Annotated in this window: 20 protein-coding genes; 9 read left to right on the top strand and 11 right to left on the bottom strand. The window is 67.9% G+C overall.

Going from position 1 to position 26,736, the window contains the following annotated elements:
• Positions 1-1,246: (Fe-S)-binding protein (locus GFY24_RS38220; RefSeq protein WP_153809999.1), on the bottom strand; the 1,246-nt coding region annotated here is incomplete at its 3' end.
• A gap of 437 nt (positions 1,247-1,683) precedes the next feature.
• On the opposite strand from GFY24_RS38220, the gene GFY24_RS38215 reads away from it, so the two are divergent.
• A complete protein-coding gene (locus GFY24_RS38215; protein ID WP_228567062.1) occupies positions 1,684-2,319 on the top strand; it encodes a hypothetical protein in 636 nt (211 codons plus the stop codon).
• Positions 2,320-2,386: 67 nt separating this feature from the next.
• On the opposite strand, the gene GFY24_RS38210 is transcribed toward GFY24_RS38215, so the two are convergent.
• From GFY24_RS38210 to GFY24_RS38185, 6 genes are all read right to left on the bottom strand, one after another.
• Positions 2,387-3,223 carry an NRDE family protein gene (locus GFY24_RS38210; protein ID WP_153809997.1) on the bottom strand — a complete coding sequence of 279 codons (837 nt, stop codon included), beginning with the start codon at positions 3,221-3,223 and terminating at the stop codon, positions 2,387-2,389.
• 175 nt (positions 3,224-3,398) lie between these two features.
• The gene (locus tag GFY24_RS38205; RefSeq protein WP_375336161.1) at positions 3,399-4,736 is read right to left on the bottom strand and encodes a S1 family peptidase; all 1,338 of its coding nucleotides are present in this window, start codon (positions 4,734-4,736) and stop codon (positions 3,399-3,401) included.
• 206 nt (positions 4,737-4,942) lie between these two features.
• The gene (locus tag GFY24_RS38200; RefSeq protein WP_153809996.1) at positions 4,943-6,301 is read right to left on the bottom strand and encodes a S1 family peptidase; all 1,359 of its coding nucleotides are present in this window, start codon (positions 6,299-6,301) and stop codon (positions 4,943-4,945) included.
• 104 nt (positions 6,302-6,405) lie between these two features.
• Positions 6,406-7,542, bottom strand: coding sequence for a hypothetical protein (locus GFY24_RS38195; protein ID WP_194853183.1), 1,137 nt, complete (start codon positions 7,540-7,542; stop codon positions 6,406-6,408).
• A gap of 46 nt (positions 7,543-7,588) precedes the next feature.
• Positions 7,589-10,525, bottom strand: coding sequence for a LuxR C-terminal-related transcriptional regulator (locus GFY24_RS38190; RefSeq protein ID WP_309231842.1), 2,937 nt, complete (start codon positions 10,523-10,525; stop codon positions 7,589-7,591).
• A gap of 22 nt (positions 10,526-10,547) precedes the next feature.
• Positions 10,548-12,176, bottom strand: coding sequence for an Hsp70 family protein (locus tag GFY24_RS38185; RefSeq protein WP_194853182.1), 1,629 nt, complete (start codon positions 12,174-12,176; stop codon positions 10,548-10,550).
• A gap of 318 nt (positions 12,177-12,494) precedes the next feature.
• Between GFY24_RS38185 and GFY24_RS38180 the strand changes: the two genes are divergently transcribed.
• The 3 genes from GFY24_RS38180 to GFY24_RS38170 all read left to right on the top strand — a co-directional run bounded on the left by GFY24_RS38180 (position 12,495) and on the right by GFY24_RS38170 (position 17,890).
• The gene (locus tag GFY24_RS38180; RefSeq protein WP_153809994.1) at positions 12,495-14,204 is read left to right on the top strand and encodes an IniB N-terminal domain-containing protein; all 1,710 of its coding nucleotides are present in this window, start codon (positions 12,495-12,497) and stop codon (positions 14,202-14,204) included.
• Between the two features lie 83 nt (positions 14,205-14,287).
• Positions 14,288-16,120 carry a dynamin family protein gene (locus tag GFY24_RS38175; RefSeq protein WP_153810008.1) on the top strand — a complete coding sequence of 611 codons (1,833 nt, stop codon included), beginning with the start codon at positions 14,288-14,290 and terminating at the stop codon, positions 16,118-16,120.
• 171 nt (positions 16,121-16,291) lie between these two features.
• Positions 16,292-17,890: a dynamin family protein gene (locus GFY24_RS38170; protein ID WP_309231841.1), complete on the top strand. Its 1,599-nt coding sequence runs from the start codon at positions 16,292-16,294 to the stop codon at positions 17,888-17,890.
• Here GFY24_RS38170 and GFY24_RS38165 read toward each other — a convergent pair whose 3' ends face one another.
• On the bottom strand, positions 17,891-19,051 hold the full coding sequence (locus GFY24_RS38165) for a zinc-binding dehydrogenase (RefSeq protein ID WP_153809993.1): 1,161 nt from the start codon (positions 19,049-19,051) through the stop codon (positions 17,891-17,893).
• A gap of 123 nt (positions 19,052-19,174) precedes the next feature.
• Positions 19,175-20,869 (bottom strand): MFS transporter, encoded by a 1,695-nt coding sequence (locus tag GFY24_RS38160; protein WP_309231840.1) that lies wholly within the window; start codon positions 20,867-20,869, stop codon positions 19,175-19,177.
• 112 nt (positions 20,870-20,981) lie between these two features.
• On the opposite strand from GFY24_RS38160, the gene GFY24_RS38155 reads away from it, so the two are divergent.
• The 3 genes from GFY24_RS38155 (at position 20,982) to GFY24_RS38145 (ending at position 23,459) form a co-directional block, all read left to right on the top strand.
• Positions 20,982-21,503: a MarR family winged helix-turn-helix transcriptional regulator gene (locus GFY24_RS38155; RefSeq protein WP_309231839.1), complete on the top strand. Its 522-nt coding sequence runs from the start codon at positions 20,982-20,984 to the stop codon at positions 21,501-21,503.
• Positions 21,504-21,567: 64 nt separating this feature from the next.
• Positions 21,568-22,440 carry a haloalkane dehalogenase gene (locus GFY24_RS38150; RefSeq protein ID WP_153809992.1) on the top strand — a complete coding sequence of 291 codons (873 nt, stop codon included), beginning with the start codon at positions 21,568-21,570 and terminating at the stop codon, positions 22,438-22,440.
• Positions 22,441-22,535: 95 nt separating this feature from the next.
• Positions 22,536-23,459, top strand: coding sequence for an RNA polymerase sigma factor (locus GFY24_RS38145; RefSeq protein ID WP_228567061.1), 924 nt, complete (start codon positions 22,536-22,538; stop codon positions 23,457-23,459).
• 81 nt (positions 23,460-23,540) lie between these two features.
• Here GFY24_RS38145 and GFY24_RS38140 read toward each other — a convergent pair whose 3' ends face one another.
• Both GFY24_RS38140 and GFY24_RS38135 read right to left on the bottom strand, forming a co-directional pair.
• A complete protein-coding gene (locus GFY24_RS38140; protein ID WP_153809991.1) occupies positions 23,541-24,434 on the bottom strand; it encodes an LLM class flavin-dependent oxidoreductase in 894 nt (297 codons plus the stop codon).
• Between the two features lie 120 nt (positions 24,435-24,554).
• Entirely contained in the window at positions 24,555-24,695 is a 141-nt protein-coding gene (locus tag GFY24_RS38135; protein ID WP_153809990.1) for a hypothetical protein, read from the bottom strand.
• A gap of 34 nt (positions 24,696-24,729) precedes the next feature.
• Here GFY24_RS38135 and GFY24_RS38130 point away from each other — a divergent pair, with 34 nt between their 5' ends.
• Together GFY24_RS38130 and GFY24_RS38125 are read left to right on the top strand one after the other, a co-directional pair.
• On the top strand, positions 24,730-25,899 hold the full coding sequence (locus GFY24_RS38130; protein WP_375336160.1) for a DUF1707 domain-containing protein: 1,170 nt from the start codon (positions 24,730-24,732) through the stop codon (positions 25,897-25,899).
• A gap of 7 nt (positions 25,900-25,906) precedes the next feature.
• On the top strand, positions 25,907-26,674 hold the full coding sequence (locus tag GFY24_RS38125; RefSeq protein ID WP_153809989.1) for a DUF1707 domain-containing protein: 768 nt from the start codon (positions 25,907-25,909) through the stop codon (positions 26,672-26,674).
• The last annotated feature ends 62 nt before the right edge of the window (positions 26,675-26,736 follow it).

The raw sequence follows: 26,736 nt of genomic DNA, 5'->3' as shown, positions 1-26,736 counted from the left end.
GATCCACATGCTCGATATCGACCGGGCACTGCTCCACACACGCACCACACGTCGTGCAGGACCACAACACCTCGGGATCGATGATGCCGTTGACATCCTCGCCACCCACCAGCGGACGCTCCGCCTCGGCACGTGCGGCCTCCGAGATGTTCGCCAGCGCACGCTCATTCGGCTTGCCCTCGGCATCGACGAGACCGATCTCGTCGCCGCCCATATCTTTACGGCCACCGGCGAGCAGGTACGGGGCCTTGGCGTAACCGTGGTCGCGCAGCGACATGATCAGCAGCTTGGGCGAGAGCGGCTTACCGGTATTCCATGCGGGGCACTGGGATTGGCAGCGACCGCACTCGGTGCAGGTGGTGACGTCGAGGATGTCCTTCCAGGAGAGATCCTCGAATTTGCCGACACCGAAGGTGTCGTTGTCCGGGTCGGCGGACTCCATATCGATCGGCTTGCCCTGCGACATCATCGGCTTCAGCGCGCCCAGTGCGACGGTGCCGTCGTCCTCGCGCTTGAAGTAGATGTTCGGGAAGGCGGCGAAGCGGTGCCACGCCACACCCCAGGTGACATTGCGGCCGACCAGCAGCAGGAAGAGCGCACCCGAGCAGAGTTTGATGAACGCGAAGATGGACACCATGGTGATGCTGGCGGGCAGCAGCTTGGCGACTTCCTGCGTGAAGAAGTCACTCCAGGTGTGGGATTCGCCGTAGGTGGCGATCTTGCCGGCCTTCACGAAGACCATGCCCAGGCCCTCGACGAGGACGATCGCCTCGATGACGTAGGCGGGCGCGAACTTCGAGCCGCTGAATCGCGAAAGGCGTTCCGGCACACGGGGATGGTTCAGCTGGCGGATGGCGATCAGCACCAGGATGCCGACAACCGTTCCGATGCCGAGGATTTCGTCCATCAGGTGGTAGATGCCCCAGGAGCCGATGATGGGCCAGTGGAACTCGGGGTCGAAGGTCTGACCGTAGGCCTCGAACCAGAGGATGAATCCGGCGAGGAAGCCGATCATGACGAGCCAGTGCGCCCAGCCGACCGTGCGGAATTTGTTCATGCGCGTGTGCGCGAGGAATTCCACCAGCATGGTCTTGAAGCGGGGGAAGAACGGCCGCCAGCGATCGGGTGCGGACTGTCCGACCATGACGGTGCGCACGATATTCCGTACGCCTCCGATGAACGATGCCCAACAGAAGACTGTGAACACCGCCCCAATCGTGCCCAGTGTCACTGTCAGGGCATTCATGTCGCGACCTTTCTGACCGGTTCTACAAGCTCTCCGAGGACGGCCTGGTCCGCCTTGGTTGGCTCGTATCCTAACGGACAGTAAGTTACCCGCCGGTAACTTAGCTGTCCAGGGTTTTCCCACACCGTAAATCCCGGCAAATCACGCGCGTAACAAAGGGCAGGCTTACTTCGAAACACGCTGTGGTTCATAGTGAAAGCAATGTCGCCAAAAGGACACCGTTCGATTAAGATCACGTCGTCCGAAGTCTGTGCGCATCTTCACATGCTCGGGGAGAGTTCGCCGTATAGCGCGTAGGCAGGGCCCGCGGGAAGCCAGGGCCTCGCGTGGCGAAGATGCGGACAGCGGATCACCTGATGACGGATTGGAAAAACCGAATGAAGTTTCGCAGCACCACTGCGGCGGCTGCTTTGGTCATCGGCGCAATGACCATTGGGATGACTTCTGCCCACGCCGATGCCAGCACGGAGCCCGCGGGGATCTCCTACTCGACCAAGCTCATCGACCAGAAGGTCGACAACAAGGACGTCAAGACCGTCGTTTCGACGCTCAAGAACGGCACCTTCGAGCTCGCCGAGCAGGATGGGGCGACTCCGGAAGACCCGAAGGTGACGTTCGTGAACGTCAAGGACGTCAAGGGTGCCACCGCGATCTCCTTCCCGCTGCTGTTCAATGTCGCGGGCACCGATGTGCAGGTCAAGCCGACGGTCAAGGATGACGGCAAGATTCTCGAGATCGTTCCCGAGAAGCCCGCCGACTTCCAGCCCGGCACCGCGCCGCTGGCCGTCAAGCCCATCGCCTCCGCGGTCGAGAACCAGAAGGCCATGAGCAACTTCTCCACCCAGTTCGCGCTGGCCACCGGTGTCGGCACCTTCGTCGGTACCGCGCTCGGCGCGGGTATCGGCTGCCTGGTCACCGCCATCGCGGGTTGTGTGCCCGGTCTGCTCGCGGGCGCGGGTATCGGCGGCATCCTCGGCACCATCGCCGTGGGCGGTCCGACGCTGATCGCGGCCGGTCTGGAGCTCATGCAGACCATGCAGGCGGCGGATGGCACCTCCAAGTGGGCCAACTGATTTAGCACCGCTCGTACCGGCCCGCCCGCCTCGTCGGGGTGGGCCGGTTGTGTTTTGCAGGGGTAGGTCAGGCAGGTAGTTCCAGTCGGCCGTGGAACGAGACGGTGCCCTCGGGCCGGGCGAAGCGGCCGAAGGTGCGTTCGGTCATCTCGAAGCGGCCGTCCGCACGCACCAACAGCACTGTGCTGCATCGGGTTCCGTGCAGCGGATGATCGACGAAGCGGGACGAGGCCGCGCGTTCGCTTTCCAGGTCCATGCCGGTGTCGGGTAGCTCGGCATCGGCCACGCGTTGCCGGTCCGCGAGAACCGCCAGATAACCGGACACATCGGCGGGATGCGATTGCACCGCCCGGTGCATCCCCAGCACGCCCGCGCGCACCTTGGGCCAGGCAGGAGTATCGGTTCCGGTGGACACCTCGCCATCGGGCCGCAGGGATGCCGCGAGTGCGCCATTGGAGAGGCCGTGGAAGCCCGGCATGAGTTCGTGCGGGCCCTGGCCACTGCGATTACCGTGCCACCACAGTGATTCCAGATCCGAGACCAGCAGGTTGAAGCCGTTGTAATCATCCAGCGCCGCCCCGGCGCCGCGCACGAACTTCTCCGAATCCTGCTCACCGCGCAGGAAATCCAGCAGCAGTGCCCCGCGTGACCGCGCGTCGGTGCGCCCCTCGTTCGGCCCGCGCACATTGGTGACCGCGGCGAATCGGGGTTTTTCCCGAGTCAATCCGAGCCAGGTGCCGGGAATCGGACCGCCCGCGCCCAGGTCTCGACCCGCGAGCAGGCCGGGCACCTCATCCCACCACCGCAGCGATTCTGTTGGGCGAGTGAAGAACTCGTCCCGATTGGCGGCGACGACCAACCGATACTCCGGATGCGCCCGCCACCCGAGCAACACCAAACACATACCCCCAGCATGCCGGAAGATCGCCGGCCCTACCCACGCCTTGGCGCGCCTCAGTCCCGCCACTGCGGCCCGAATGCTGCCCGAGACACCCCGGGTGCTGCCCAGTGCATGCGAAAGGGCCGGTAGCGCAATGGCTACCGGCCCTGCTACAGGCTCTTGCTCGGTTCGGTGGTACTCAGTTGGTGCGGACGCGCAGTCCCGGGTTGTCCGAGAGGACGGTGCTGATGGGCTGGGCGAACAGCTGGGGGGTGTTGCCGGTGATCAGGCCGATCAGGTTGGGGATCTCGCAGATCGGGTAGTCGGCGACCGAGGAGGCGCTGGAGATACCCAGGGCCAGGGTGCCGGTGACGATCGGGCCGCCGCTGTCGCCGGGCAGGGCGCAGATATTGGCGGAGAAGCTCTGGGTGAGCTGGTGATCGCCGACCTGCACGGTCTGATCGACCGCGTTCACCACGCCACAGCTGAAGCCGGTGCGCGAACCCGACTTGCAGACCGGCGCGCCGACGACCGGCACCGCGACACCGGTGATGGCGACCGGGGCGGCGTTCGGCACGCGAACCAGGTTGTTGGACAGGCGATCCCGTGAACCGTCCGCCACCGAGACGATGGAGTAGTCCTGCGCGCCCAGGATCGACTTCGCGAAGCTGCCGATCTGGTTGCCGACGCGATCGGTGCCGAGCAGTTCGAACACGCCCGGCGAGTTCGCCCCACCGGTGGCCGGAATGTTCGGATTGCAGTGTCCCGCGGTGATATTCACGACGTTGTCATTGCGGTCCAGGCCGTTGAAGCCGAGCGAGCAGCGCAGCGACATGCGACCGGCCACCGACGCGTAGGCTTCACCGGCGGCCAGCGGGCCGGTGCCGTTACCGGCGATCGCGCTCGCCTGCGGCAGGTTCGCGTCCTCGCTGCCGGTCGGCGGCACCGCCATCACGATGACCCGGGCCGGGTCGACGAAGTTCGGCAGGGCCGGACCGGTCTGGTCCACGCGCACCGCGATGCTGTTGTTCATGGTGTCGATGGCGACGCCGCGTACGGCCTTGGCCACGACCTCGGGCTGCCCCTCGAGCCACTTCTGGAAGGCGTTCTTCTCGCCGCGCAGCGTGGATTCGCTCTTGGCGACATCCTTGACGGTGAAACCGGCGTCGGCGGCGGCCTTGCGGGCGGTGTCGATACCCGGTCCGTCAGCGAGCGCGATGACGGCCTTACCGGTCTCGTCGAGCCACGAGCCCGCGAAGACCTGCGGGAACTGGCGCTGCGCGGTGGTGGAGAAGGCGGCCACCTGCTGGGCGAGGGTGGCGCGGTCCAGGTAGTCCTGCGGCGAGATCTTGAGATCGCGCGTGATGGCGGTGATGAGTTCCGCGGGCAGATTGGGAGCCGCCGGCTCCGCGTGTGCGCTTACCGCCACCGGTCCGGCGATCAGCAGCGCACTGGCCGCGATCGCTGCCGAACGGACAAGGGACCGTGGCCTGCGGCCCACGGGCAGCGAGGAATAGCGCATACGTGGCAGGAGCATGAGCCCGACTATATGGGTTCGGGGCTCTGTTTGTCTGCCTCCGCTTCGCTTCGGCGGGGTTCGCGGCCTTTAAAGTCCCATTTCTTCCCTCCCTCCGCTCCTCCGCTGCGCTCCCCCGCTCCACTCAGTCCAGAAACGGGACGGCCGCGAACCTTTGGGGTTCGCGGCCGAGTCGGGTTGGGTGAAGATTTGCTGGAAGTTCAGCTTTAGTTCGTATTCGGACGAGTCCGGACCCGAATGCCACTGCCGAGCGCACCACTGGAATTCGCGTCGATATCGGCCAGGATGGCGCGGACCGGAATGCCCAGTGTCGCGGTTCCACCGTACTGCGCGAGCTGGGTATTGGCCTCATTGCAATTCGGCGCGTCGGCCGCATTCGAGCCGCTGGTGATGCCGAGTGCGAGGGTGCCGGACACGATCGCGCCGCCGCTGTCGCCGCCCAGGGTGCAGGCGCTGGAGGCGAAGCCGCGCACCGTCTTGGACTGGCCCTCGGAGGTGAACAGCTGTGTCTCCACGCGATCGGCGATCACGAAACCACAAGTGAAGGTGGAGGATTGGCCCGACTTGCAGATCGGCGCACCGGTGATCGGATCGGCCACCCCGGTGATGGTGAGCGTGGTGCCGTTGGAGCCGCGCACCGACGGCTGATCCATCCCCGCCTTCACCGCGGCGTCGTTCAGCTTGATCACCGAGTAGTCGAGGGCATTGCCGCCGCCGAGCTGTGAGCGCACGAAACTGCCCAGCTGCGGGCTCGCGGTCAGATTGCGAATATTGGGCAGGTAGACATCGGCCTGCTCATTCGACTTGCCGATATTCGGATTGCAGTGCCCGGCACTGATGTTGAGTGCGTTGCCGGCGGCATCGACACTGTTGAATCCGAACGAGCAGACATCGACACTCTGCAGCGACGAATCGGTGAGTGAGGTCGGTGCGCTGATATAGGTGTCGCCACCCATCGGGCGACGCTCCACCGGGCCGCCGCTGTCGGGTGAGAGGACCACCTTGATATTCGCGATCAGGGTGGGCAGATTCAGCAGATGTCCGGCCGGGGTGTTGGCGACGGTCAATACCAACTGGCTATTGAGGAAATCGATGGCGACCGAATTGATGGCGGTGGAGATTTCGCGCGGGAGACTGGTGATCCAGCTGTTCAGCTGATCGACCGAGCCCTCCAGATTGTCGGCGTTGATCGGGGCCAGCCGGGTCTGGTAGCCGTCGGCCGCGGCGATCTTGGCGGCGTCCAGGGAGGTCACCGCGAGCACCGGCTTACCGTCGGTGCCCATCCAGGCGCCGGCGAAGTCCTCGGGGCGCTCGGAGCGGAATTCCCTTGCGTAGTCCCGTAATTGCTGTGCCTTGGCGGCGCGGTCCAGGTACTCCGCGGGCGTCATCTTGAGATCGCGCTGGATGGCCTGCACCAATTCGGCCGGAAGCTTGTCCGCGGCAAGCTGATCGGCCGGTTCCGCACCCGCTGGGATCGCTGCGAACAAGGGGCCGACCAGTACGGTCGAGGCAAATGCGATGGTTGCTGCTCGGACCGTGGCGCGGCGCGCCATGAACTTGCGCATGGAGTCCCTTCGTAGTGCACCAGCAGACCGACGGTCCGGTTACTTTGCGGAACATCGGTCAGCGCACCACTTTAGGGCATCAATCACATCTGAGCGCTACGAAATCAATTCGGATACTGCGGCCACGGATCCTGGAAGACCGGCGGTGTCGGCAGGCTCCAGGTGGGTACCGGCGGGTAGCGGTAGTACGGCGGTGAGGTGACCGTTGTCGGCGGCGGTGTGGTGGCACGCGCCGTGGTGGTCGGCGGCGGCTCCGTGGTGGTGACCGGAGGCGGTGTGGTGGTCGGCGGACTGGTGGTCGTCGAATCGACCGAATCGGCGGGCGGTGGCGGCGCTTCGGAGGAGGACACCGTCGGTGGCGGAAGTAGTAGCGGCGCCGCACCCGCGGTCGCGGCCGGTTGATTCGCCACCTCGCCGCGCGGCGGACCCGGCGTGGAATCGTCCTGACGCAACACCGCCGCCACCCCGAGGCCACCCAGGAGCAAACCGATGATCGCCGCGGCCGCGGCGATCAGGTACGGACCGCGATTGGCACGCCGGCGGGGTAGCTGAACCACCGGTTGCTCGGCGGTCACCGGACCCACCGCGCGATCGACCGTGGTGGCCGTCGCGGGAATGGCGGCCGAGTACGCCTGCAGCAGCTGCGGGTTAGTCGAGAGCGCCGGCAGGATATCGGTGACATCGGCGGCATTCTGGGTGCCCGCGTCCGGATCCGGCGGCGTCAGACCCGCCGGCGTCGCCAGCACGGCGGCCAGCGCGGCCCGAGCCGCGTTGTGCGCGAACGACTTTCCGGTATCACCGTCCGACTGCGGCAGATCGCGCTCACTGACCAGCACCACCGCCTTCAGCCCCAGATAGTCCAGGGCCTCGCGCAGCGCCTGCACATTCGCCTCCGGCCAGCCGGTGGGATGCGTGGCATAGAACTCGGCGGGGCCGTTCAGGAGATCGGCGGCCAGATTGATCAGGCAGAAGGCGGCGGTCGCCATCAGATCCTCGGCGCGGTACGCCTCGCCCTCGTCCACCGGCATACCCGCCGGATCGCCGACGGCCGTCACGAAACCACGGATCGAGTGCGCGTTCTCGTCCGGTGAGTCGCCGCCCAGCACCGCGTCCCCGTCATCGGACATGTGCAGGATCGACTCGCGCACGATGTAGTGCACCGGGAGTGTGGCGTCATCGCCGGTCACGACGGCCACGACCGATTCGTCGTCGGCTATCCGCAGACCCACCCCAGTGGCCATCGTCTTTTACCTCACTCGGTGTCTCCGGGAACTCGCCGCGCCCGGGTCATACGAGGAGGGAACCGTGACCCATGGCGCGGAGCATTGACAATAACTCCGAACGCGAGCTCGCACCGATCCGACGCCGTATCCGGGCGACATGGTGCTCCACCGTTTTGGCGGAGATATAGAGGCGCGCCCCGATTTCCCGGTAGGTCAAGCCCAGAAGTACCAGCTCGGCGACTTCCCGCTCCCGTTCACTCAGGACGGTATCGGTGTGCGGTTCCGGGCGTGGCGCCGGGGCGGCCGGAGCGGGTACGTGGACCGGCTCCGGCGGCCGGGATTGCGCGCGGACCGTGCGGGCCAGCTTCAGCAGCGCCGTCGCGGTGGCCGAATCGTCGGCGGCGAGTGCGGCCTCACTCGCCAGCCGGGCGGCATCCCAGCTGAGCCCCAGCGCGGCCAGCCGGGCCACCGCCGCCTCCACCTGATCGCGTTCGACCTGACCGCGCAGCACCAGCACCCAGGTGCGGCCCGCGTCGGCCAGCGCGGCGGCCTGTGGATCGCCCAGCGCGGCGGCGGCCTTGAGCCGATGTGCGTGCGGCAGTAGCGCGTTCGGGCTCTCCTGCGCGAGGGCGGCCTGAATCGCGTACCAGTGGAACGCATTCGACCACGCGGGCGGATCACCCAGTCCGCGCAACAGTTGCCCGGCCGCGCCCACCAGTGCGCCGACCCGCCCCTCATCGCGCAATCGGATTCCGGCGAGCCACAATTCGCCGATCGGCAGCAGCGCCAGCAGATCCGCGCCCACCTCGTCGAAGAGTGGATAGGCGGCCTGCCAAGCCAGTACCAATGCGGTGTGATCACCACTGCGCCTGGCCAATCCGACAATCACCCCGTGCGCCAGCAGCCGATCCCGCGCATCCAGCTTCGCGACATCCAGTCCGCCGATCACCGCCGCCGCCGATTGCTCGTCACCGCCGAGCATGGCGACCCACGCGGCCAGCACCGAGGTCTGTGGATCCCGCCCGGCACCCCGCAAAGCGTCTGCCGCCCTGCGTGGTTCACCCATACTCAAACAGAGCAATACCGCGATCGACACCGCCGAACACGGCAGAAACCGATCCCCGCCATCCGCACCGGGCCCGATCCCGGAGTGCGCGGCATGAATCAACGCGGATGCGGCGGCCACCGCCGCACCGCGCGTGGGTTCGGCCCCGCGCACCGGTGACCGCCGCACGGTGGCGGCGGGGTTCAGCGCCGCGAAACCCGCTGTATCCATTCCCATTCCGGAGAGAGCCGGCCGTGCGCCGTGCGGAGCGGAGCCGACCGGATAGTCGGCCGCCGGAGCCGGGCTCCCGCCGTGCGGTCGGATGCCCTGCGGGATGTCGGCGTCCGCGCCGAACCTGCTCAGTGCGGCGAAGGCCGCTGTCACCGAGCCGTCGGGCCGTCGGCTCGGTGGTGAGAAGGGCGCCGACGCGGCCGCCGGCGGAAGTGCGCCGGCCGCCGCGGCATTGCCCTGGGCGTGGTGCTCGGTATGAGTGAAAGAGATTGGGGACTTGGGAGATTCGACCGAACCGCCGAGGGCGCCGGCGATCAGGGCCGCCCGGGCGGTGGCCTCGGTGGGGGGCCAGTGCGCGGCGCAGGCGGAGAGGGCGCGAGCGGCGCGGGCATCACCGGCCAGGTGCAGGACGGTGGCGGCCACCGCCCAGTCCGCGCCGACCCGGTCCGCGCCGAGCCAGGTGTAGAGCTGGGCGGCTCGGGCTGCCAGGCCACGGCGGGTCCAGACACCCGCGCAGATGCGAACCGCGGCGGCCAAGTCCGCGGGTGCGGAGTAGCCGGCGGAACCGTGCGTAGCCGTCGAGGTGTGGGTGCCGGACCTCGGATCGGTGCGGGCGGTAGGACGGGCCAGGACCGGTTCGGCCAGGCGCAGGGCGGTATCGCAGTCGCCGGCGCGGGCGGCGGCATCGGCCCAGCGCAGCGCGATGGAGTCGAGGTCGGCCCCGGCGGCGTACGCGGCGGCGTAGTGGCGGACCGTCTCGTCGCCGGCTTTTTCGGCTGTGGCGCTGAGGAATTCGGCGAGGCGGGGATCACGGACACCGGATTCGGCCAGCAGCAGCGCGGTGTGGTCGCGCAGTAGCCCCGCGTCCAGTCGGGCGTGCAGCAGGCGGCGCTGCACCGACAGCAGGCGGCGGTCGCCGACCAGGGTGCGCAGCGGGGCGATGGCCGGGGACAGCAGCAGGTCCGCATCGGTGATGAGGGCGCTGCCGCGGGCGCGGTCGACCAGATCCTGTGCGGCCGTGGGGGTTATGTCCAGGACCTCGGTGAGTTCGCCGGTGTCGAGGCCCGCGCCGATGGCCGCCACCACGAAGGTGTCCAGTAGCTCGGGGTCCGCGTCGTCGAGCCGGGCGCGGGCCCAGGCCGTGACCGCAGCGTCGACGGCGGTGATTCCGGCGTCCAGGCGGGTGGCGCAGGCGGCGGTCAGCGCGGCCACCACACCGCCGTGTATTCCGGCCGTCTGGCGGTGAATGTGCTGTGCCAGCCCGCGCGGCACCATCATGCCCAATTCCCGTGCGAACGGCGCGATCTCGGATACCCCGAGGGCGCGCAGGTCCACCACGCGGCCGCGGCGGCCGATCAGCTCGGCGAGCGCGCGCAGGCGCACGTCGTGCGGTTGTGGCAGGGTCGCCACGACCACCGTGCAGCGGCCGGATTCGGCGGCCGCATACAGCATCTCGAGCTCCGCCGAGCTCAGGCCCTGGGCGTCGTCGACCACCAGCGCCATCGGGGTCCGGCTCGAGTGCAGCGCGTCCGCCGGGTTGTCGACCAGCGGCACGCCGTGGGCACGCAGCCGATTGCGGATGGCGGTCAGCAGGGTGGATTTACCGGTGCCGGATCGGCCCCGGAGCAGATAGAGCAGGGGAGCCGGATCATCGGAGTCCAGTTCCCGGAAGATCTCTCGCGCGCACGGCAGTGAGTCGAGCGCGACCGGTGGGTTGCCTATCACGGAGTACCAACTCTCAGCGCCGTTAATTCGGGAGGACCTTGGGCACTGGCGGGATGCCGAGCTTGCCCAGATCGGGGAGTGGCGGGACGACCGGCGGTGCCACGATCACCGGCTGAATCGTGGGCTGCTGCTGCGTTGCCGGAACCGTCTGCGGTGCGGGTGAATCCTGCGCCGCGGCCGGTGCGGCGGGAGCGGCCGGAGCCGCGGCATCGGTGGTCGCGCCCGGCGCGGGAGTGCCGGATGCGGGCGCACCCGGTGCCGGGGCGGCGCTCGCACGCGCCTGTGTGGTGCCGGGATGCAGCGCGGGCACCGCCTGCCCACCCGTATTCGGTGCCGCCTCGGCATTGGCGAGCGCCGCTACCGAGGTCGAGGGAGCCTGTGGTGCGGGGGAATCCGCGGGCGCGGACTGTACGCCCGTACCCATGGCGAGCGTCCCCGTCGCGAGCGCGGCCACCGCGACCGCCACCGCACCGACCACGGCCACCCGCCGCCAGTGCGCGAAACCGCTGCGTTCCTCGGTCGCCGGTAACTCCGGTAGTAGTTGAACCCGTTCGGCCGCAACACCATCCGCGTCCACGCGGTCCGGTGTGCGGGCCGACGGCGGTGTGACGCGGTCCGATTTCAGCCGCGGCAGCTCGAGCACGGCCGGATGAGGTTCGGTCGCGGTCATATCGGCGAGGAGATCGGCGGCGAGCAGGGCCGCGCCGTGTGCGCTCAGGTGTGCGGGATCGGTGGCGGCGGCCACCGGAATGCCGAATTCGGTCGAAAGCACTTCGGTGACAAGGGGAATCGCCGCCCCGCCGCCGGTGAGCAGAATGCCGTCCACATCGCCGATATCGACTCCGGCGCGGCGTACGGCCTCACGGACCAGGTCGGCGGAGGCGAGCAGCGGGCCGCGGAACAGATCCTCCACCTCGTCGCGCACCAAACGTACGTCGATTCCCCCGATTCCGGGCAAACGCACCGGAACCATGGTCGCGGTATTCTTGGACAGGGTCTCCTTGGCAATTCTGCAAAGACCCCGCAGGGTGGACAATTCCTGTTCCACCACCGGATCGAAAGGATCGAAATCCTTTTCGCCCGTTGCGAATGCCAGTACATAGCGGGTAATCAGCAGATCGAATTCCGCGCCCGCCACCGTTGCCGCGCGCACCGGTTCACCCAGTAGTCCGGAGAGTGTGCCCGTGCGTACGAGCGAAACGGTCAAACCCGTCTCGCCCAAGTCATACACGATCATCGACCCGTCGTGGGTGGATTCGTGCACCTCCTGCAGCCAGCGCATGGCGGCCATCGGCTCCGGCACCAGGGCGACGCCGTCCAGTCCGGCGGCGGTGAGCGCGGTGCGCTGTACCTCCACCGTGTGCTGGCTCCACCAGGCGGGATAGCAGGCGACCATCGCCGCGGCGGGGCCGGAGTCGTCCACGGCTCGGCCGACCGCCGCGGCCACGAGATCCGCTGCGCGCACAGCGGATCCGTCTCGCATCCGGATGTCGACGGGGTCTCCCACCCGCGTCAGCACACTCTCCGGAACCTCTTTCTCCGCGCCGAGCAGGCTCGGCCGGACATGTAGTCTGCGCTGTCCCTCCGAAGTCGTCACGGCGACCGTATTCGACGACCCGACGGTAATGCCGAGCGCCATCCCCTGACTCATTCGAGATCCCCTGTCGATTCGAAACACGCGTCGGGTGGATGCGCGTGCTGCCCGAAAGCTGTTCAGTCCGATATGTGCGAAAGCGGTGGTGCCGGGCTCGTGTCCCATGGGTGCTGTCGGTTGCTGGGGGATCGTCGTTACCGATTTCCGCCCCGGTGCGGGGAAATTCCCCTAATGGACACGGACCCCCTATCGGGGCGACACGCGAAACCGGGGGGATTCACCCCGTTTCGGCGTAACGGGTCGCGTTCCTAACGTGAAAAGCAAGTCGAGCAGGGCGGGCCATCCGGGCCCGCCGCACCCAGGAGGCGATTCACCATGAGCCCCAACGCAATTCTCGAGTTCATCCTCAACCTGCTGCGGGATCACGAAGCCGCCGTCGGTTATTGCGCCAACCCCGCCCAGGCCCTCACCGACGCGGGCCTGGAGAACGTCACCCCCGAGGACATTGCCGCCGTGGCCCCCATGGTCGCCGAATCGGCCCTGGTAGCCGGGGGTTCGCAGCTCACCGCCATAGTCGCGGCGGGCGGCGGCGCGGGCGAGGCGGCCGGGGTGAATCTTGGTGCCGGCGTGAACGGTGGTGGCGGTGTGAATAATGCCGCCGGCCTGAATGGTTCGCTCGGCGTGAACCTCGGCACCGCCACCGCTACCGAGGTGTGCTTCACCGGTGAGACCGGATCCGGTCTGGAACTGGGCCTTTCCACCGGTATCGGCGCGGCGGTGGGCGCGGCCACCGATCTCGGCACCAACCTCTCCGCCGGTATCGGCGGCGCGGTCTCCACCGCCGCCGATGCCGCGACCGGCCTGCAGGCCAACCTCTCCGGCGTCCTCGGCACCCAAGCCGCCGCCGACCTCACCTCGGCCCTCACCGGCGGCCTCACCGCGGGCGCGGGCCTGGAAGCGGGCATCCAATCCGCGGTATCCGCCGCCGCCCAATCCGGCGCGGCCCTTACCACCGGCCTCACCGGAGCCCTCGACTCCGCCGCCAACCTCGAAACCAACCTCGGCACCACGGTCGGCGCGGCCCTCGGTGGGGGAGTGAACCTCGGCGCCGATCTGTCCGGTGCCGTGAACACAGCTGTCGGTGCGGGCGCGGGTCTGGAAACTGGGCTCTCGGGTGCGGTAAACCTGGGTGCGCAGCTCGGCAGTGACCTCGGCGCGGGTGCGCAGGTCGGCGGGGACCTCGGTGCCGGACTCGCGACGAGTCTGGGTGCCGCGGCGAACGCGGGCGCGCAAGCGGTGGGCGGACTGGAGACGGGACTGTCCGGAAGTACCGGTGCCGCAGCAGGTCTGGGTGGACAGGTCGGAAACGGTTTGGAGACCGGGCTTTCCGGTGCGCTGAACGGTGTCACCGCCGGCGGCGCGCAGTTGGGCGCCGGATTGAGCAGTGGGATCGACTCGGCGGTCGGCGCGGGAGTGTACGGCGGGGGTGACCTTGCCGTGGGTTTGAACAATGGTGTCGGGGCGGGTTTCTCCAGTGGGATCGGCACCGTGGGGAATCTCGGTGCGCAGGTCGGAAGTGGTTTGGAGACAGGGCTTTCCGGCGGAGTGGACGCTGCGACGCAGGGGGTCGGCAGCGTCGGCACGGGGCTTTCGTCCGGACTGGATGCGGCGGTGCACGGTGGTTCGCAGGTCGGGGCGGGGCTGTCGTCCGGACTGGATGCCGGCTTGCACGGGGGGTCGCAGGTTGGGGCGGGGCTGACGAGTGGGATCGATTCGGCGGTGGGGGCTGGGGTGAATGCGGGGACCGATCTCGGGGCCGGAGTGGGAGCCGGGGTGCAGAGCGTCGGCGGAGTGGGGGCTCAGGTGGGGAGTGGACTGGACGCGGACGTGCATGGTGCGGGGAGTGTGGGGGTCGGTGTGGGGGCGAATCCTTGGGCGGGGGTGGATGTTTCGCAGGCATTCGGGGAAGGGGTGCATGCCGGAGGCGTCGACGCCGGGCTGTTCGGGGACGGCGGCGTGCACGGCGGGATGGAGTTGGGGACCCATCCGGGCGGCGACATCATCGCGGACATGCTGCACTCGTGACCCGAGGCCCGGTCCGGGCATGAATACTGTTGGTAGGACGCGTCTTTCACAGGTGCGACGGATGAGGAACAGTGAGGATCGCGATGGCCGGGATGGTGGCGGCGCAGCCGTTGTTGTCGATGCTGGCGGAGACCGTCGCGGTCGCGCGCGAGGCCGAGCGGGGGGATCTGGCCGAGCGGCTGGAGGGGGTCGCGGGCCGGGTACGGGATCCGCGGCGGCGAATCGTGGTGTGCGGGTTGGGGAATCAGGGCAAGAGCCAGTTCGTCAACGCACTGGTCAACGTCGAGATCTGTGCCGTCGGGGATGACGCCACCACCACCGTGACGACCACGCTGGCGTATGCGGCCGAGGCGGGCGCGGTCCTGGTGGTGGCGGGTGATGGCGAGGATTCGCGGGTCGCGGTGCCGCTCACGGAGATCGGGCCGGGGGTGGCACGGTCGGGGTACGCGCAAGGGCGGGCCGTGCTGCGGGTGGAGCTCGGGGTGCCGAATCAGCTCCTGGCGGACGGGATCGTGATTGTCGATACGCCCGCACTCGGGGCACATGGGAACAGCGCGGTGGCGGGTGTGCTCGGGGTGGTGCCGACGGCGGACGCGGTGCTGGTGATCAGTGACGCCTCCACCGAATTGACCGATCCCGAGGTGGAATTCCTGCGGCAGGTGCGGCAATTGTGCCCGGCGGTCGCGGTGCTGATCGGCAAGATCGATCTGTATCCGCACTGGCGGCAGGTGTTCGAGGCGAATGCGGAGCATCTGCGGCGGGCGGGCATCGAGGTGCCGATGCTCGCGGTCTCCTCGGTGCTGCGGTCGCATGCGCTGCGCTTACAGGACGCCCAACTCGGGCAGGAATCCGGTTTCGGCGGGGTCTTCCAATTCCTGCGGGATCATGTGGTGGCCCGGGATCAGGTGGCCGTACAGCGCGCCGTCGCCGTCGATATCGGCTCCGCCGCAGAGCATTTGGCACTCGCACTGGGTAGTGAGCTGGTGGCACTGAAGGATCCGGAGCGCGCCGCCGCCGCGGTACGCGAATTGCAGTCCGCCAGAACGGCCGCCGAGCAATTGCATCGACGGACCTCGGTGTGGCAGCAGACGCTGAGTGACGGCATTACCGATCTGGTCGGTGATGTCGACCATGACCTGCGTGATCGACTGCGCGATATCTCCCGCACCGCCGAGGAGTGGATCGACGAGAACGACCCCGGGCGGCACTGGGAGCGTATGGAGGAGTGGCTGACCGGCACCGTCGGCACCGCCGTCGGCGACAACCTGCTGTGGACTCGCACCCGCGCGGTGAAACTCGCCGAGAAGGTGGCGACGCACTTCACCGAATTGGGTGCGGTCGACCTACCGGATGTGCGGGAAAGCCTGGACGGCAATGGTTCTCGCGCCGGTTCCTGCACCCTGTCGGATCTGGAACCGGACCTCGGCCTCGGCCACAAACTGCTGGTGGGTGTGCGCGGTTCCTACGGCGGCGTGATCATGGCGGGCATGGTGGGCACGCTCGCGGGCCTGTCGCTGATCAACCCGCTCTCGCTCGGTGCGGGAGTGCTGCTGGGCGGCAAGGCATTCCGCGACGATAAACAGGCCCGCCTGGCCAAACGCCGCGCCGACGCCAAGATGGCCGTCCGCCGCTACCTCGACGATATCGCCTTCCACACCGGCAAGGAGACCAAGGATCGCCTGCACCGCATCCACCGCCTGCTCCGCGACCATTTCACCGCCGTAGCCGAACGCACCCTGCGCTCCCTCGACGAATCCCTGCGCGCCGCACAGGAGGCCGCCACCCTCGAATCCACCCGCCGCGCCGAACGCACCGCGGTCCTGGAACGCCGCCTGCACATCCTGGCCGACCTCCGCCGCCGCGCCACCCTGATCCTCACCCCCGCCCCTGCCCAGCCCGCCCTCCCCGCACACTGATCGACGAGTATGCACCGGTGGCGGTGGCTGTCGGGGTGTCGGGGTGTTGCCGCCACCGTTGCACGGTCGCCGGAAATGCCCGGGTGCTAACGCGCGCCGCTGTTCGGGCGAAGAGTTGGCGATGCTTGGAGGTGCGAAGTGGTTCCGGAACTCGGACCGGTGAGGTACGACGTGAGCGCGGCCGGATACGGGGTGGGGGCCGAGACTCGCGGGCTTTTGGCGGCCGCGCGGCGGACCTTCGCGCAGCATGCGCGGGTGCGGGAGCAGGTGCAGGAGTGCGCGCGGCGGTTGGATCAGCCATTGCGGGTGGCCTTGGCCGGCCAGCTCAAGGCGGGCAAGTCGACACTGTTGAACGCGCTCGTGGGGCAGGACATCGCGCCCACCGACGCCACCGAGTGCACGCGATTGGTGACCTGGTACCGCGGCGGGGCCGCGCCCCGGGTGACCGCCTTCGCCGGGGACGGCGCGCGCGCCGATGTGGTGGTGCGGCGCGGGCGTGGCGCCGAGGGCCCGCCGGGCGCGCACGGGCTGACCTTCGATCTGTCGGCGCTGCGCTGGAATTCGGGTGCGCCCCGGGAGGTCGAGCATCTGGAAGTGGAGTGGCCTTCGCCGGAATTGGCGCAGACCACGATTATCGATACGCCGGGAATCTCCTCCCTGTCGCGGGATGTGTCGGCGCGTACCTCACGCCTGCTCGCGCCCGGCGGGAACGGTGTCGAGCTGCCCAATGCCGATGCGGTGGTGTACCTGCTGCGGCGCTTGGATACCGCGGATGTGGACTTCCTCGAACAGATCGGCGGCGCGGCGGGTACCTCGGAGGCCGGTGCGCGGCACGGTAATCCGGGTGGGGCCGGTGGACCGCTCGGCGTGATCGGAGTGGTCTCGCGCGCCGACGAGATAGGCGCGGGCCGGATCGACGCACTGCACTCCGCGCGCGATGTGGCGTCCCGGTTCGCGGGGGAGCTGGAGCGAACGGGGCTGTGCCAGTCGGTGATTCCGGTGGCGGGTCTGCTCGCCTTCGCCGCCGCCACCCTGCGCCAGCGCGAATATCAGGCGTTCGAGGCGCTCGCCGGTGTGCCGACGGATACGCTCTCCGCCGCCCTGCTGTCGGCGGATCGTTTCGCCCGCCCCGAGCTGCCGCTACCGGTCCCTCCGGAGTTGCGCGCCCATCTCGCGGGCCGCTTCGGCCTGTTCGGTATTCGCCTGGCCGTCACCCTGATTCGACTCGGCGTCCGCGATTCCGCCACGCTCGCGGCCGAACTTACCCGGCGCAGCGGCCTGGATGAATTGCGCGCCGTCCTCGATATCCAATTCGCCCAGCGCGCAGAGGAATTGAAGGCACACTCCGCGCTCACCGCACTGGCGCGCATTCTCGTCGCCAACCCAGGCACCGAGGCCGACAACCTGCTACCCCGGGTGCGAACCCTGCTCTCGGACGTGCACGGTTTCACCGAACTCCGCCTGCTCGGCCACCTGCGCGCCGACGAACCCCCGCTGCCCCCAACCGATCTGGCCGAACTGCAACGCCTGGTCGGTGGCACGGGCGTGGCCACCCACCGCCGCCTCGGCCTGCCCTCACATACCGATATCGCCACCCAGCGCGAGGTGGCCCTGGCGGCCGTCAACAAATGGCGCACCCGCGCCCGTCACCCCCTCGCCGACCAATTCACCGCGAGCGCCTGCCACACCGCCGCTCGCAGCGCCGAGGGTCTCCTGGAAATCCTGCACGAACCCCCCACCACTCCCTTCGCCCGAATCACCCGTGCGTGATCAGGGCGTGGTGGCGAGGCTGCGCGGGTCGATGAGGATTTTGGCGTGCCGGTCGGGGGAGGCGAGAGTGGTGTAGGCGGTGTCGATACCGTCCAGGCCGACGGTGCCGGTGATCAGGGGACTCGGGTCGACTTTGCCATCGGCGATCATATGCAGGGTGTCGCGGAATTCGCCCGGATCGTAGCCGAGGACGAAGCGCAGTTCGATCTCCTTGTTGATGGCGGTGGCGGGGTGGATCCGATCGGATTCCATACACACCCCGACCACGACAATGCGGGACATGGGCGGGGCGGCGGTCAGCAGCTGGTCGAGAATGCCCGGTACACCGACACATTCGAAGATGACCGGTCCGGCCGGGCCCTTGTTCAGGGTGTGCGCGAGCCGGAAGACGTACCACCACGGGATATTCGGTAGCCGGCGCAGGCGTTCCATGGCGTCGAAGCCGAGGTTGAGCACATCGGCGGCACCGGTGATACGGGACTTCTTCGGGGACGCCGTCCACGGTGCGTCCACGGCCGGATCGACCACCACATCCGCGCCACACGCGGCGGCGAGTTCGCGGCGGCGCGGAGAGAAGTCACTGGCGATAACCAATCGCACACCGGACGCCTTCAACATGGAGATGACCGCGAGACCGATGGGGCCGCAACCGATTACGAAGGCCGTCTGGCCTTTCCCGACCCGGCCTCGGCGCACCGCGTGCCAGCCCACCGCCATCGGTTCGGTCAGCGCGGCATGCTCGGCGGACAACCCATTGGGGATGGGGAAGGTCATGGATTCCTGTACCACCACCTGCTCCGCGTAACCGCCGGGCGCCTGCACGGACAGTCCCGTCAAATGCGGTTCCCGGCCGCTGCGCAGGATGGGCAGCGCCACCACCGGTGTGCCGGGCTTCCACCGGCGGCGGGTGCCCGACCCGTAATCGACCACCTCGCCGGAGAATTCGTGCCCCATGACCACGCTCTGATCCGAGCGCATGAAGTGCTCGTACCCGGTGGCCGCCGCCATATCGGCGAGTTCGTCGCAGTGCACGCGCGCGTGCAGATCGGATCCGCAGATGCCGCAGCGCAGCACATTCACCACCAGCTGCCCCGGTCCGGGAGTGGGGTCGGGTAGTTCGCGCACTCGGAATTCGCCCTTGGTAACCGTGGCCGCCCGCATGGTTCACTCCTGTCGAAAGACGATGACAGTGTCCGATTGTTCTCGCCCGCGGCGGCGCAGGAATGAAAACGGCCCATAGACCCGGCGTTTCGGCCGGACCCGTGGGCCGCGCGGGCGTATCGATCAGACCTGTACCAGTTCGTCGTCCAGGTCCGGCAACTCGTGCTGCTCCAGTTTCACGTCCCTGGGCAGGGCGGCGAAGCCGAGGCAGACCAGCATCATCAGCCCGATACCCCAGGTGAGCGTGTAGTTGAAGGTGTGCGCGAAGTTGACCGCATTGGCTTCCTTGCCGGCGGCGCCGAGCGTGGCCGCGACGGTCGCATCGCCGCCGGTGCTACGGCAGCTGTCCGGCACCGCCGACGGATCCACCGCGGCGGACCGATCCTGTACGCAGGCACGGAAATTCGCGAGAATCCCATCCTGTGCCGGACCCGGCAGTCCGGTCGCGGCGAGTTCGGTGCGGGTCTGCGCCGCCACCGCGTCCACCCCGCGCGCCGAATCATGATCCAGCTGCGCGAAGAAGATGATGCCGACCAGGGCCACACCCAGTGCGATACCCAGCTGCTGCCCGGTATTGAGCAGCCCCGAGGCCGCGCCAGCCTCCCGCTCCGGGATCTGACCGAGCAGCATATCGATGGTCGGCGCGACCACAATTCCGAAACCGGTGCCGGTGACAATGAGCGGCAACACCATCTGCCAGGACGCGAAATCGCTGCCGTAATGCGTGGCCAGCCAGCCGTACAAACCGAATCCCGCACCGGTGACGAGCGCGCCCGCCATGAGCACCCAGCGGCCGAGTTTCGGGGCCAGCACGCTCGCCGAGGTGCCCGCGCCGATACCCGCGCCGACCGCGAAGAACGCCGAGGTGAGTCCGGCCCGCATGGGCGACCAGCCGAGACCGGCCTGCATGAACAGCGTCCAGATCAGGAAGAAACCGCCCATGCCGATCCAGAACAGCAGCCAACTCGCCAGGCCGACGGTGAACGCGCGGGAGCGGAACAGATCCAGATCGACGAGCGGTGAGCCGACGGTGCGCGCCCGCCGGCGCTCGTAGAACACGAATGCGGCGAACGCGACCGCCGCCGCCCCCATCATGATGAATGTCCAAGCCGGCCAATCCTTTTGACGGCCCTCGGTGAGCGGGTACGCCAGCAGCACCACGGCCGATATGGCCAGCACCATACCGATGATGTCCAGCTTCGGCGCGTGCGCGGAACGCGAATCCCGCATGACAATGCTCGCCGCGATGAGCGCGGCGATACCGACCGGAATATTGACCAGGAAGATCGGCCGCCAGCCCAGATCGAAGAGATTCCACTGCACCAGCAGTCCGCCCAGGGACAGTCCGACCGCGGAGGCGGAGCCGCCGACACCGCTGTAGATGGCAATCGCCTTGGTGCGCTCCTCTTTCGGGAAGGTGACGCGAATGATCGCCAGGATCTGCGGCACCATCAACCCGGCCATGGCGCCCTGGACGAAACGGGAACCGATGAGCACGCTCGGATCCGAGGCGATACCGCAGGCCGCGGAGGCGAGGGTGAAACCGGTCATGCCGATCAGGAACAGGCGTTTGCGGCCGTAGATATCGCCGAGCCGGCCACCGGTGATGAGTACCGCGGCGAAGGACAGGACGTAGGCGGCGATGATCCATTCGATCTGCGAGTACTCGGCCCGCAGATCGTTCTGAATGCTCGGGACGGCGACATTCACGATGGTCACGTCGAGCAGGTCCATGAATCCGGCGGCCAGGACGACGGCGAAGGCGATCCAGCGGCGGGGGTCGAGGACGGTATCGGGGGGCACGGTGTCGGGTTCCACGGCGAGCTCTCTTCGATTCGGTGGGGGAGGTGCGACACCTCAAACTATGCACTTGAAGTGATTATCAATCAAGAGGGCAATCATGATTTATGCCTTGATGTACTCTGGGGAGGTGAGCGATGCCGAACTCCAATACCCGCGGCTGTTCGATTCCCCCGCATTCCTGTTGGGGCAGTTGGGATCCCACTCCGCATACCGCTTCGCCGAACTGCTGGCGCCGCTCGGCATCAAACCCCCGCAGTTCGGCACCCTGCGCATTCTCGAAGCCAATGACGGACGCTCCCAGCAACAGCTGTGCGAGGCGCTCGGCATCCACCGCAATGTGATGGTCGGACTGGTCGACGACCTGGAGAAACGCGGACTCGTCGAACGGCGCAGACATCCCGTCGACCGGCGCGCGCACGCCGTGCACCTGCTCCCGGCCGCCCGGGAACTGCTCACCGAGGCGACCGCCTTGGCCCGGGGGCTGGACGCGGAAATACTGTCCGCGCTGAATGACGACGAACGGGCCGTCATCGTCCGGTTACTGCAGCGGGCCGCCGTCGGCAGCGGACTCACTCCCGGCATTCACCCCGGTCTCACCGCCCAGCCCGGTACGGCCGCGGCATGTGAGGGGGATCACTCTGCCGGGTAGTCACAGGGGCGTGCCGGAGCGTGTCCAACCGGGTGAAGGCAAAACACCCGGAAGGACAATCGCCATGGCGACCATCGACGTACTCGACTCGTTCATCAACTACAGCGACACCGGGACCGGGGACATCCCCGTGGTGTTCCTGCACGGCAACCCGACCTCCAGCTACATCTGGCGCAATGTGATTCCGTATGTCAGCGGCGAAACCCGGGTGCTGGCACCGGATCTCATCGGAATGGGGGCCTCCGGGAAGCCGGACAGCGACTACCGGTTCGTCGACCACGCCCGCTACCTCGACGCCTGGTTCGACGCACTCGAACCGGAGCAGGTCGTCATCGTCGGCCACGACTGGGGCGGTGCGCTCGGAATGCATTGGGCGGCACGGCATCCCGGACGCGTGCGCGGTATCGCCGTGGTCGAGACCTTCCTGCGGCCCATGCACTGGGCCGAGATGCCGCCGCAGGGCGCGGAACTCTTCCGCCGCTTCCGGTCACCCGAAGGCGAGCAGATGGTGCTGGAGCAGAACATGTTCATCGAATTCAACCTGCCCGCCTCCACCCACAACCTCACCCCCGAAGCCCTGGACGCCTACCGTGCGCCCTACCCGACCCCGGCATCCCGTAAGCCGATGCTGGTGTGGCCGCGCGAATTCCCGCTCGACGGCGAACCCGCCGATGTGGTCGCCATTATCGAGAACTACGACCGCTGGATGGCCGGCAGCCCGGAGGTGCCCAAGCTCGTCATGGCCGTGCGGAACGGTGTCGGCCTCGGCTCGCCCGAGGCGATGGAGTGGGCGGCGAAAACCTTCGCCGCCACCGAAATCGCGAATATCGGCCCCGCCGGACACCACTGCCCCGAGGATCAGCCCGACGCCATCGGCTCCGCCGTCGCCGACTGGATTCGCCGCCACGCCCTCACCACCGCCCGCGCGGTCGCCTGAATTCGCTGTGGCAGGAACGATCACGGGGTGTGGGCGCGCCCCGTGATCTCCGGCAGCGGTTGCGTCTCGCCGTCACGAGGCCCAAGCTGTCGGGCATGCAGATCGACGCGGGTTCCGCCGCACCCGATCACCCGCCGTATACCCGGACCGAGTCTCCTGTGGATCGCGCCACCGCGCCGCGCGGTCCGGACATGAACGAACTGGCGCTGGTCGCGCGCGCCGTCGCCGGCGAACCCGCGGCCGTCGCCGAAGTGATTCGGCTACTACAGGATCCGATCTACCGGCTGGCGCTGCGCATGGTATGGCGGCCCGCGGACGCCGAGGATGCCACCCAGGAGATTCTGCTGCGGGTGCTCGGCCGGCTCGGGTCCTGGCGCGGTGAAGCCAAATTGCTCACGTGGGCCTACCGGATCGGAGTGAACTATCTGCTGAATCTGCGCCGCCAGACGCCGCAGGAGCAGCAGCAGCTCAGTCTCGACGAATACTCGCGGGGCTTGAAAGACGGTCTGGCCGACGCGGATTACCGCGGTCCGGAAGCCGAGCTGCTCACCCAGGAGACGCGACTCAATTGCAGCCAGGCCATGCTGCAGTGCCTGGCGCGGGAGGAGCGCATCGCCTTCGTGCTCTCCGATATCTTCGAGCTCAGTTCGCCCGAGGCGGCGTGGATCGCCGGTGTCACTCCGGCCGCCTACCGGAAACGGTTGGAGCGAGCCAAGAAACGGCTCGGCAACTTCCTGACCACCAGCTGCGGACTGGCGAACCCGCAGGCGTTCTGCCGCTGCTCGCGGCGGGTGGACAAGGCTGTCGAACTCGGCCGGATCGATCCGAACCGCCCGGCCTTCGCCACGCACCCCGTCACCCTCGGCGGGCGCGGCGTGGTAGCGGCGGAACGGCAGATGGTTCGGCTACACGATGCCGCGGCCGTACTCGGCGCACACCCGGATTACGCTGCGCCACAAGCGAAAATGGACGCCATCGCCGGAATCATCGCCTCCGGCCGTTTCCCACTGCTCGACTGAACCCCTCGCACCCCGGCCCGTCACGAGAGGGTTCGCGCCGGGGGTGACCGGGGATTGAGCGGTATGTAGCCGGCCTCGGTGTCAGGTCGCGTCCAGTAGTTCGCGTGCGGCGGGCACGACGCGGCGGGCGAAGCGTTGCACCTGGTCCACGTCGAAGCCGGGCGGCCAGTAGATGAAGGTGTCGAAGCGGGCGTTCCTGTGCAGGGCCGCAATGATTTCCGCCCACTCCCGGGCGGAGCCGTTGATGGGGTCGCTGCCGCGCGGCCGGGGTCGCAGGGATTGATCGCTGATCACACCGGGCAGTGCGGCCATGCGGGTGATGGTGCGCGGGTCGCGGCCTTCGGCGCGGGCGGCGGTGTCGATGCGGTCCTGTGCGCCGTGCCATTGTTCCCAGGGCAGCCAATTCGGTAGTGGCGCAACCCATCCGTCGCCGGCCCGGCCGATGAGGTCGAGGGCGTGCGGCCCCATGGCCCCGATCCAGATGCCGATCTCGTGGGCGGGCGCGGGACCACCCGCGATGCCCTGCACGGTGTATTCGTCCCCCTGCACCGAGACCAGTCGGCCCGGCCGCCATTCGGCGCGAATGATCTCGATCCCCTCTTCGAGCGCGCACAGCGCCGCACGGCCTTTCAATACGGGTCCGCCCATGGCGACGATGCCGTCCTCGAAAGCCCCCGCCCCCACCCCGAGTTCGAATCGGCCCCCACTCAACAGATCGAAGGTGGCGGCCTGCTTGGCGAGCATCGACGGCCGCCGCAACGGCATATTCGCCACCCCCGGATAAACACTGATCCGATCGGTCGCGCTCAAACAGGCCCCGAGCACCGCGAAGGTATCCCCGAACTCCGGCGCATACGGATGATCCTGAATCCCCACCAGATCGAGGCCCTCATCCTCGGCGGCCTTCGTCATATCCAGCACGTCTTCCAGTGCCGCCGCGGTGGGCGGAATCGAGATGCCGAATCGCACTCCCATCAAGCCTCCTCAGCCGCAGGGTCCAAGACCTCGATCTTGGCCCGCCAACCAGCAATAACCGGTTATTTCGGACATCAAGCGTGTCCAGGGACCCCGATCACCGCCGGTCTTGCCTACCGCTCAGGGCACGTCGAAGGCCACCGCATAACGGGACTCGTAGGCCGCGCTATGCGCGGTGCCCCCGATATCCATCAATACCCGTCCAGAGCCGGTCGGCAGATCCAGTGCGGTGATATCACCGCCGTCGGGCCTCGCGTGCACCGGCCGCCACTCGGTAAAAATTCCTTTGGCAAATATGCAGCGAATAGTCTTTCATGCGGTATGTCCGCTTCATCCGTCCGGGCGGTCGCCGGGCGGATACGATCCGCGTGTGAGTGGGAGATCGTCCGATGCGGCGGGGAGTGGGAGCGCCGGGCGGATGCGAGCGCGGGATATCGATCGTGTCAATGCCCGGGCTCGGATCGATGCTGCTTATGAGGAAGGTCAGTTGGGGGCTGACGAGTATGAGCAGCGGTCGGAGCGGGCGCAGGGGGCGCGGACGCTGGGGGAGCTGGCGGGGCTGGTGGGGGATTTGCAGCCGGGGAAGGTGGCGGTGGAGGTTGCCGCGCCGACTACCAGTCAGGCGGAGGTCAGTCGGTATCCGGCGGGGACTCGGGCGCGGGATGGGGATCGGTCGGCAACCTGCCTGCTACTCGATGCTGGTCTCGCCGACGGGCAGTTGAGCGAGGCGGATCATCACGCCCTCACCGAATTGGCCGGGGAAGCACGGACTTTGGGGGAGCTGGCGGATATCACCGCCGATCTGCAGCGAGCAGCCGATGCGCCCGGGGTGGCACAGCCGCCGCGGCAGGCGCATCGGGGGCGGGGGTTCGGGATCGCGGTGCTGGCGGCGTGTGCGGCGGTGTTCGCGGGCGGGTTCATCGCGGTCGATCGGCCGCCCGCTATTCCGGCCGGGGCGCCGGTGGTGCTGAATGGTGTGGTCGAGCCGATTGTCGTCCCGACGCCGGATCTCTTTACCGCGGAGGGGATTTCGGTCTTCCTGGACCTGTATCGCGCCAAGTTCGGTGATGTCCTGGTCGACGAGCTGACCCTGTACGGCAAATACGCCAGTTTGACGCGGGCGGTGCCGGGGCAGGCGAATCGCCAGGTCGACTACACCTATCGCGGCGGCTTCAAGAGCGATCGCGAACCCACCACGCGCAAGCAGGATCTGCCCGTATTCGATTTGGGCACGGTCGATCTGGCGGCGCTCGGGCGGCTGCTCGCGAGCGCCCCGACCACCCTGAAGGTCGAGCAGGGAACCATCAGCCACGTCATGTTCGAGACCGATGCCATAGCGGCCGCGCGCGGTCTCCCGGGCGTGCCGATTGTGCGAATCTATGTGACCAACAAGGCCAGTGAGAGTGGCTTCCTCGAGCTGACCCCGGCGGGCGTGGTCACGCGCACATACCCGTTCGGCGGATAGGACGGATATGGCGGACTTCCGGAACCAAGGGCTGCGGGCCCGCGACGCGGATCGCGTCGACGCCTGCACCATGCTCGACAATGCCCGCGCCACAGGCGAATTGACCGAGGCCGAGCACGCCGGGCGCACCGCGTCGGCGATGACCGCGCGCACCTTCGGTGATCTCGACAAGCTCATCGGTGATCTGCAGATTCCCAAGAACCTCGTCGGCACCCCGCTATTGCGCCCGCAGCGGCGAAATGAACTGCGGCGCTGGCGAATCGTGATCGCCGCAGTATCGATCGCGGCTCTGGTCGGCGCGCTGGGCGGCTGCATCGCCCGCAATACGGTGTCCAAACCCGATATCCCGGACCCGACGACCGGCGCCGGGCTGGCGAGTTTCATTGCGGCATACCAGGATCACTACGGCGATAGCCTCGCCGATCAGGTGTCGGCGTTCCCCAAGTACGTGGTGGTCGATCGGCGCGTGGCCGGAGCGCAACGCGACGACTACCTGCACTACGACGGTTCTTTCCAGCGACTTTCGGATACCTCGCGCAGCTCCGGCAATGAGCAGGTGGACCTGTCGAAGCTCGACCTGCCGAAATTGGCAGGGTTGTTGGCGGGCGCGCCGCAGACCCTGCATCTGCCCGGCGGCAAGATCACCCATATCAATATCGAGTGCAAGCCCGGCCAGGATCCGGTTGTCAGCATCTATGTGGACAACGGCCCCAAGAGTGGACGCCTGGCCGTCACGGCAAAGGGTGAGCCCGTGGAGCTCAACCTGCCGCAGTAACCTCGCACTCGGGAAATTTTTTGCGCTCCCTGGAATAGATGTCGTGAGTCGCCCGTTGGTGC

It is taken from the genome of Nocardia sp. SYP-A9097 (assembly GCF_009649815.1).
Taxonomy (GTDB): Bacteria; Actinomycetota; Actinomycetes; order Mycobacteriales; family Mycobacteriaceae; genus Nocardia.
This window is presented reverse-complemented; position numbering and strand designations above follow the sequence as displayed.

Excerpts from the sequence above, each read along its gene's own strand:
- GFY24_RS38125 (WP_153809989.1), top strand. The coding sequence starts at position 25,907 with ATGGCGGACTTCCGGAACCAAGGGCTGCGGGCCCGCGACGCGGATCGC.
- GFY24_RS38140 (WP_153809991.1), bottom strand. The coding sequence starts at position 24,434 with ATGGGAGTGCGATTCGGCATCTCGATTCCGCCCACCGCGGCGGCACTG.
- GFY24_RS38175 (WP_153810008.1), top strand. The coding sequence starts at position 14,288 with ATGGCCGGGATGGTGGCGGCGCAGCCGTTGTTGTCGATGCTGGCGGAG.
- GFY24_RS38150 (WP_153809992.1), top strand. The coding sequence starts at position 21,568 with ATGGCGACCATCGACGTACTCGACTCGTTCATCAACTACAGCGACACC.
- GFY24_RS38145 (WP_228567061.1), top strand. The coding sequence starts at position 22,536 with ATGCAGATCGACGCGGGTTCCGCCGCACCCGATCACCCGCCGTATACC.
- GFY24_RS38205 (WP_375336161.1), bottom strand. The coding sequence starts at position 4,736 with ATGCTCCTGCCACGTATGCGCTATTCCTCGCTGCCCGTGGGCCGCAGG.
- GFY24_RS38185 (WP_194853182.1), bottom strand. The coding sequence starts at position 12,176 with ATGAGTCAGGGGATGGCGCTCGGCATTACCGTCGGGTCGTCGAATACG.
- GFY24_RS38210 (WP_153809997.1), bottom strand. The coding sequence starts at position 3,223 with ATGTGTTTGGTGTTGCTCGGGTGGCGGGCGCATCCGGAGTATCGGTTG.
- GFY24_RS38215 (WP_228567062.1), top strand. The coding sequence starts at position 1,684 with ATGACTTCTGCCCACGCCGATGCCAGCACGGAGCCCGCGGGGATCTCC.
- GFY24_RS38195 (WP_194853183.1), bottom strand. The coding sequence starts at position 7,542 with ATGGCCACTGGGGTGGGTCTGCGGATAGCCGACGACGAATCGGTCGTG.
- GFY24_RS38200 (WP_153809996.1), bottom strand. The coding sequence starts at position 6,301 with ATGCGCAAGTTCATGGCGCGCCGCGCCACGGTCCGAGCAGCAACCATC.
- GFY24_RS38130 (WP_375336160.1), top strand. The coding sequence starts at position 24,730 with ATGCAGCGAATAGTCTTTCATGCGGTATGTCCGCTTCATCCGTCCGGG.
- GFY24_RS38180 (WP_153809994.1), top strand. The coding sequence starts at position 12,495 with ATGAGCCCCAACGCAATTCTCGAGTTCATCCTCAACCTGCTGCGGGAT.
- GFY24_RS38165 (WP_153809993.1), bottom strand. The coding sequence starts at position 19,051 with ATGCGGGCGGCCACGGTTACCAAGGGCGAATTCCGAGTGCGCGAACTA.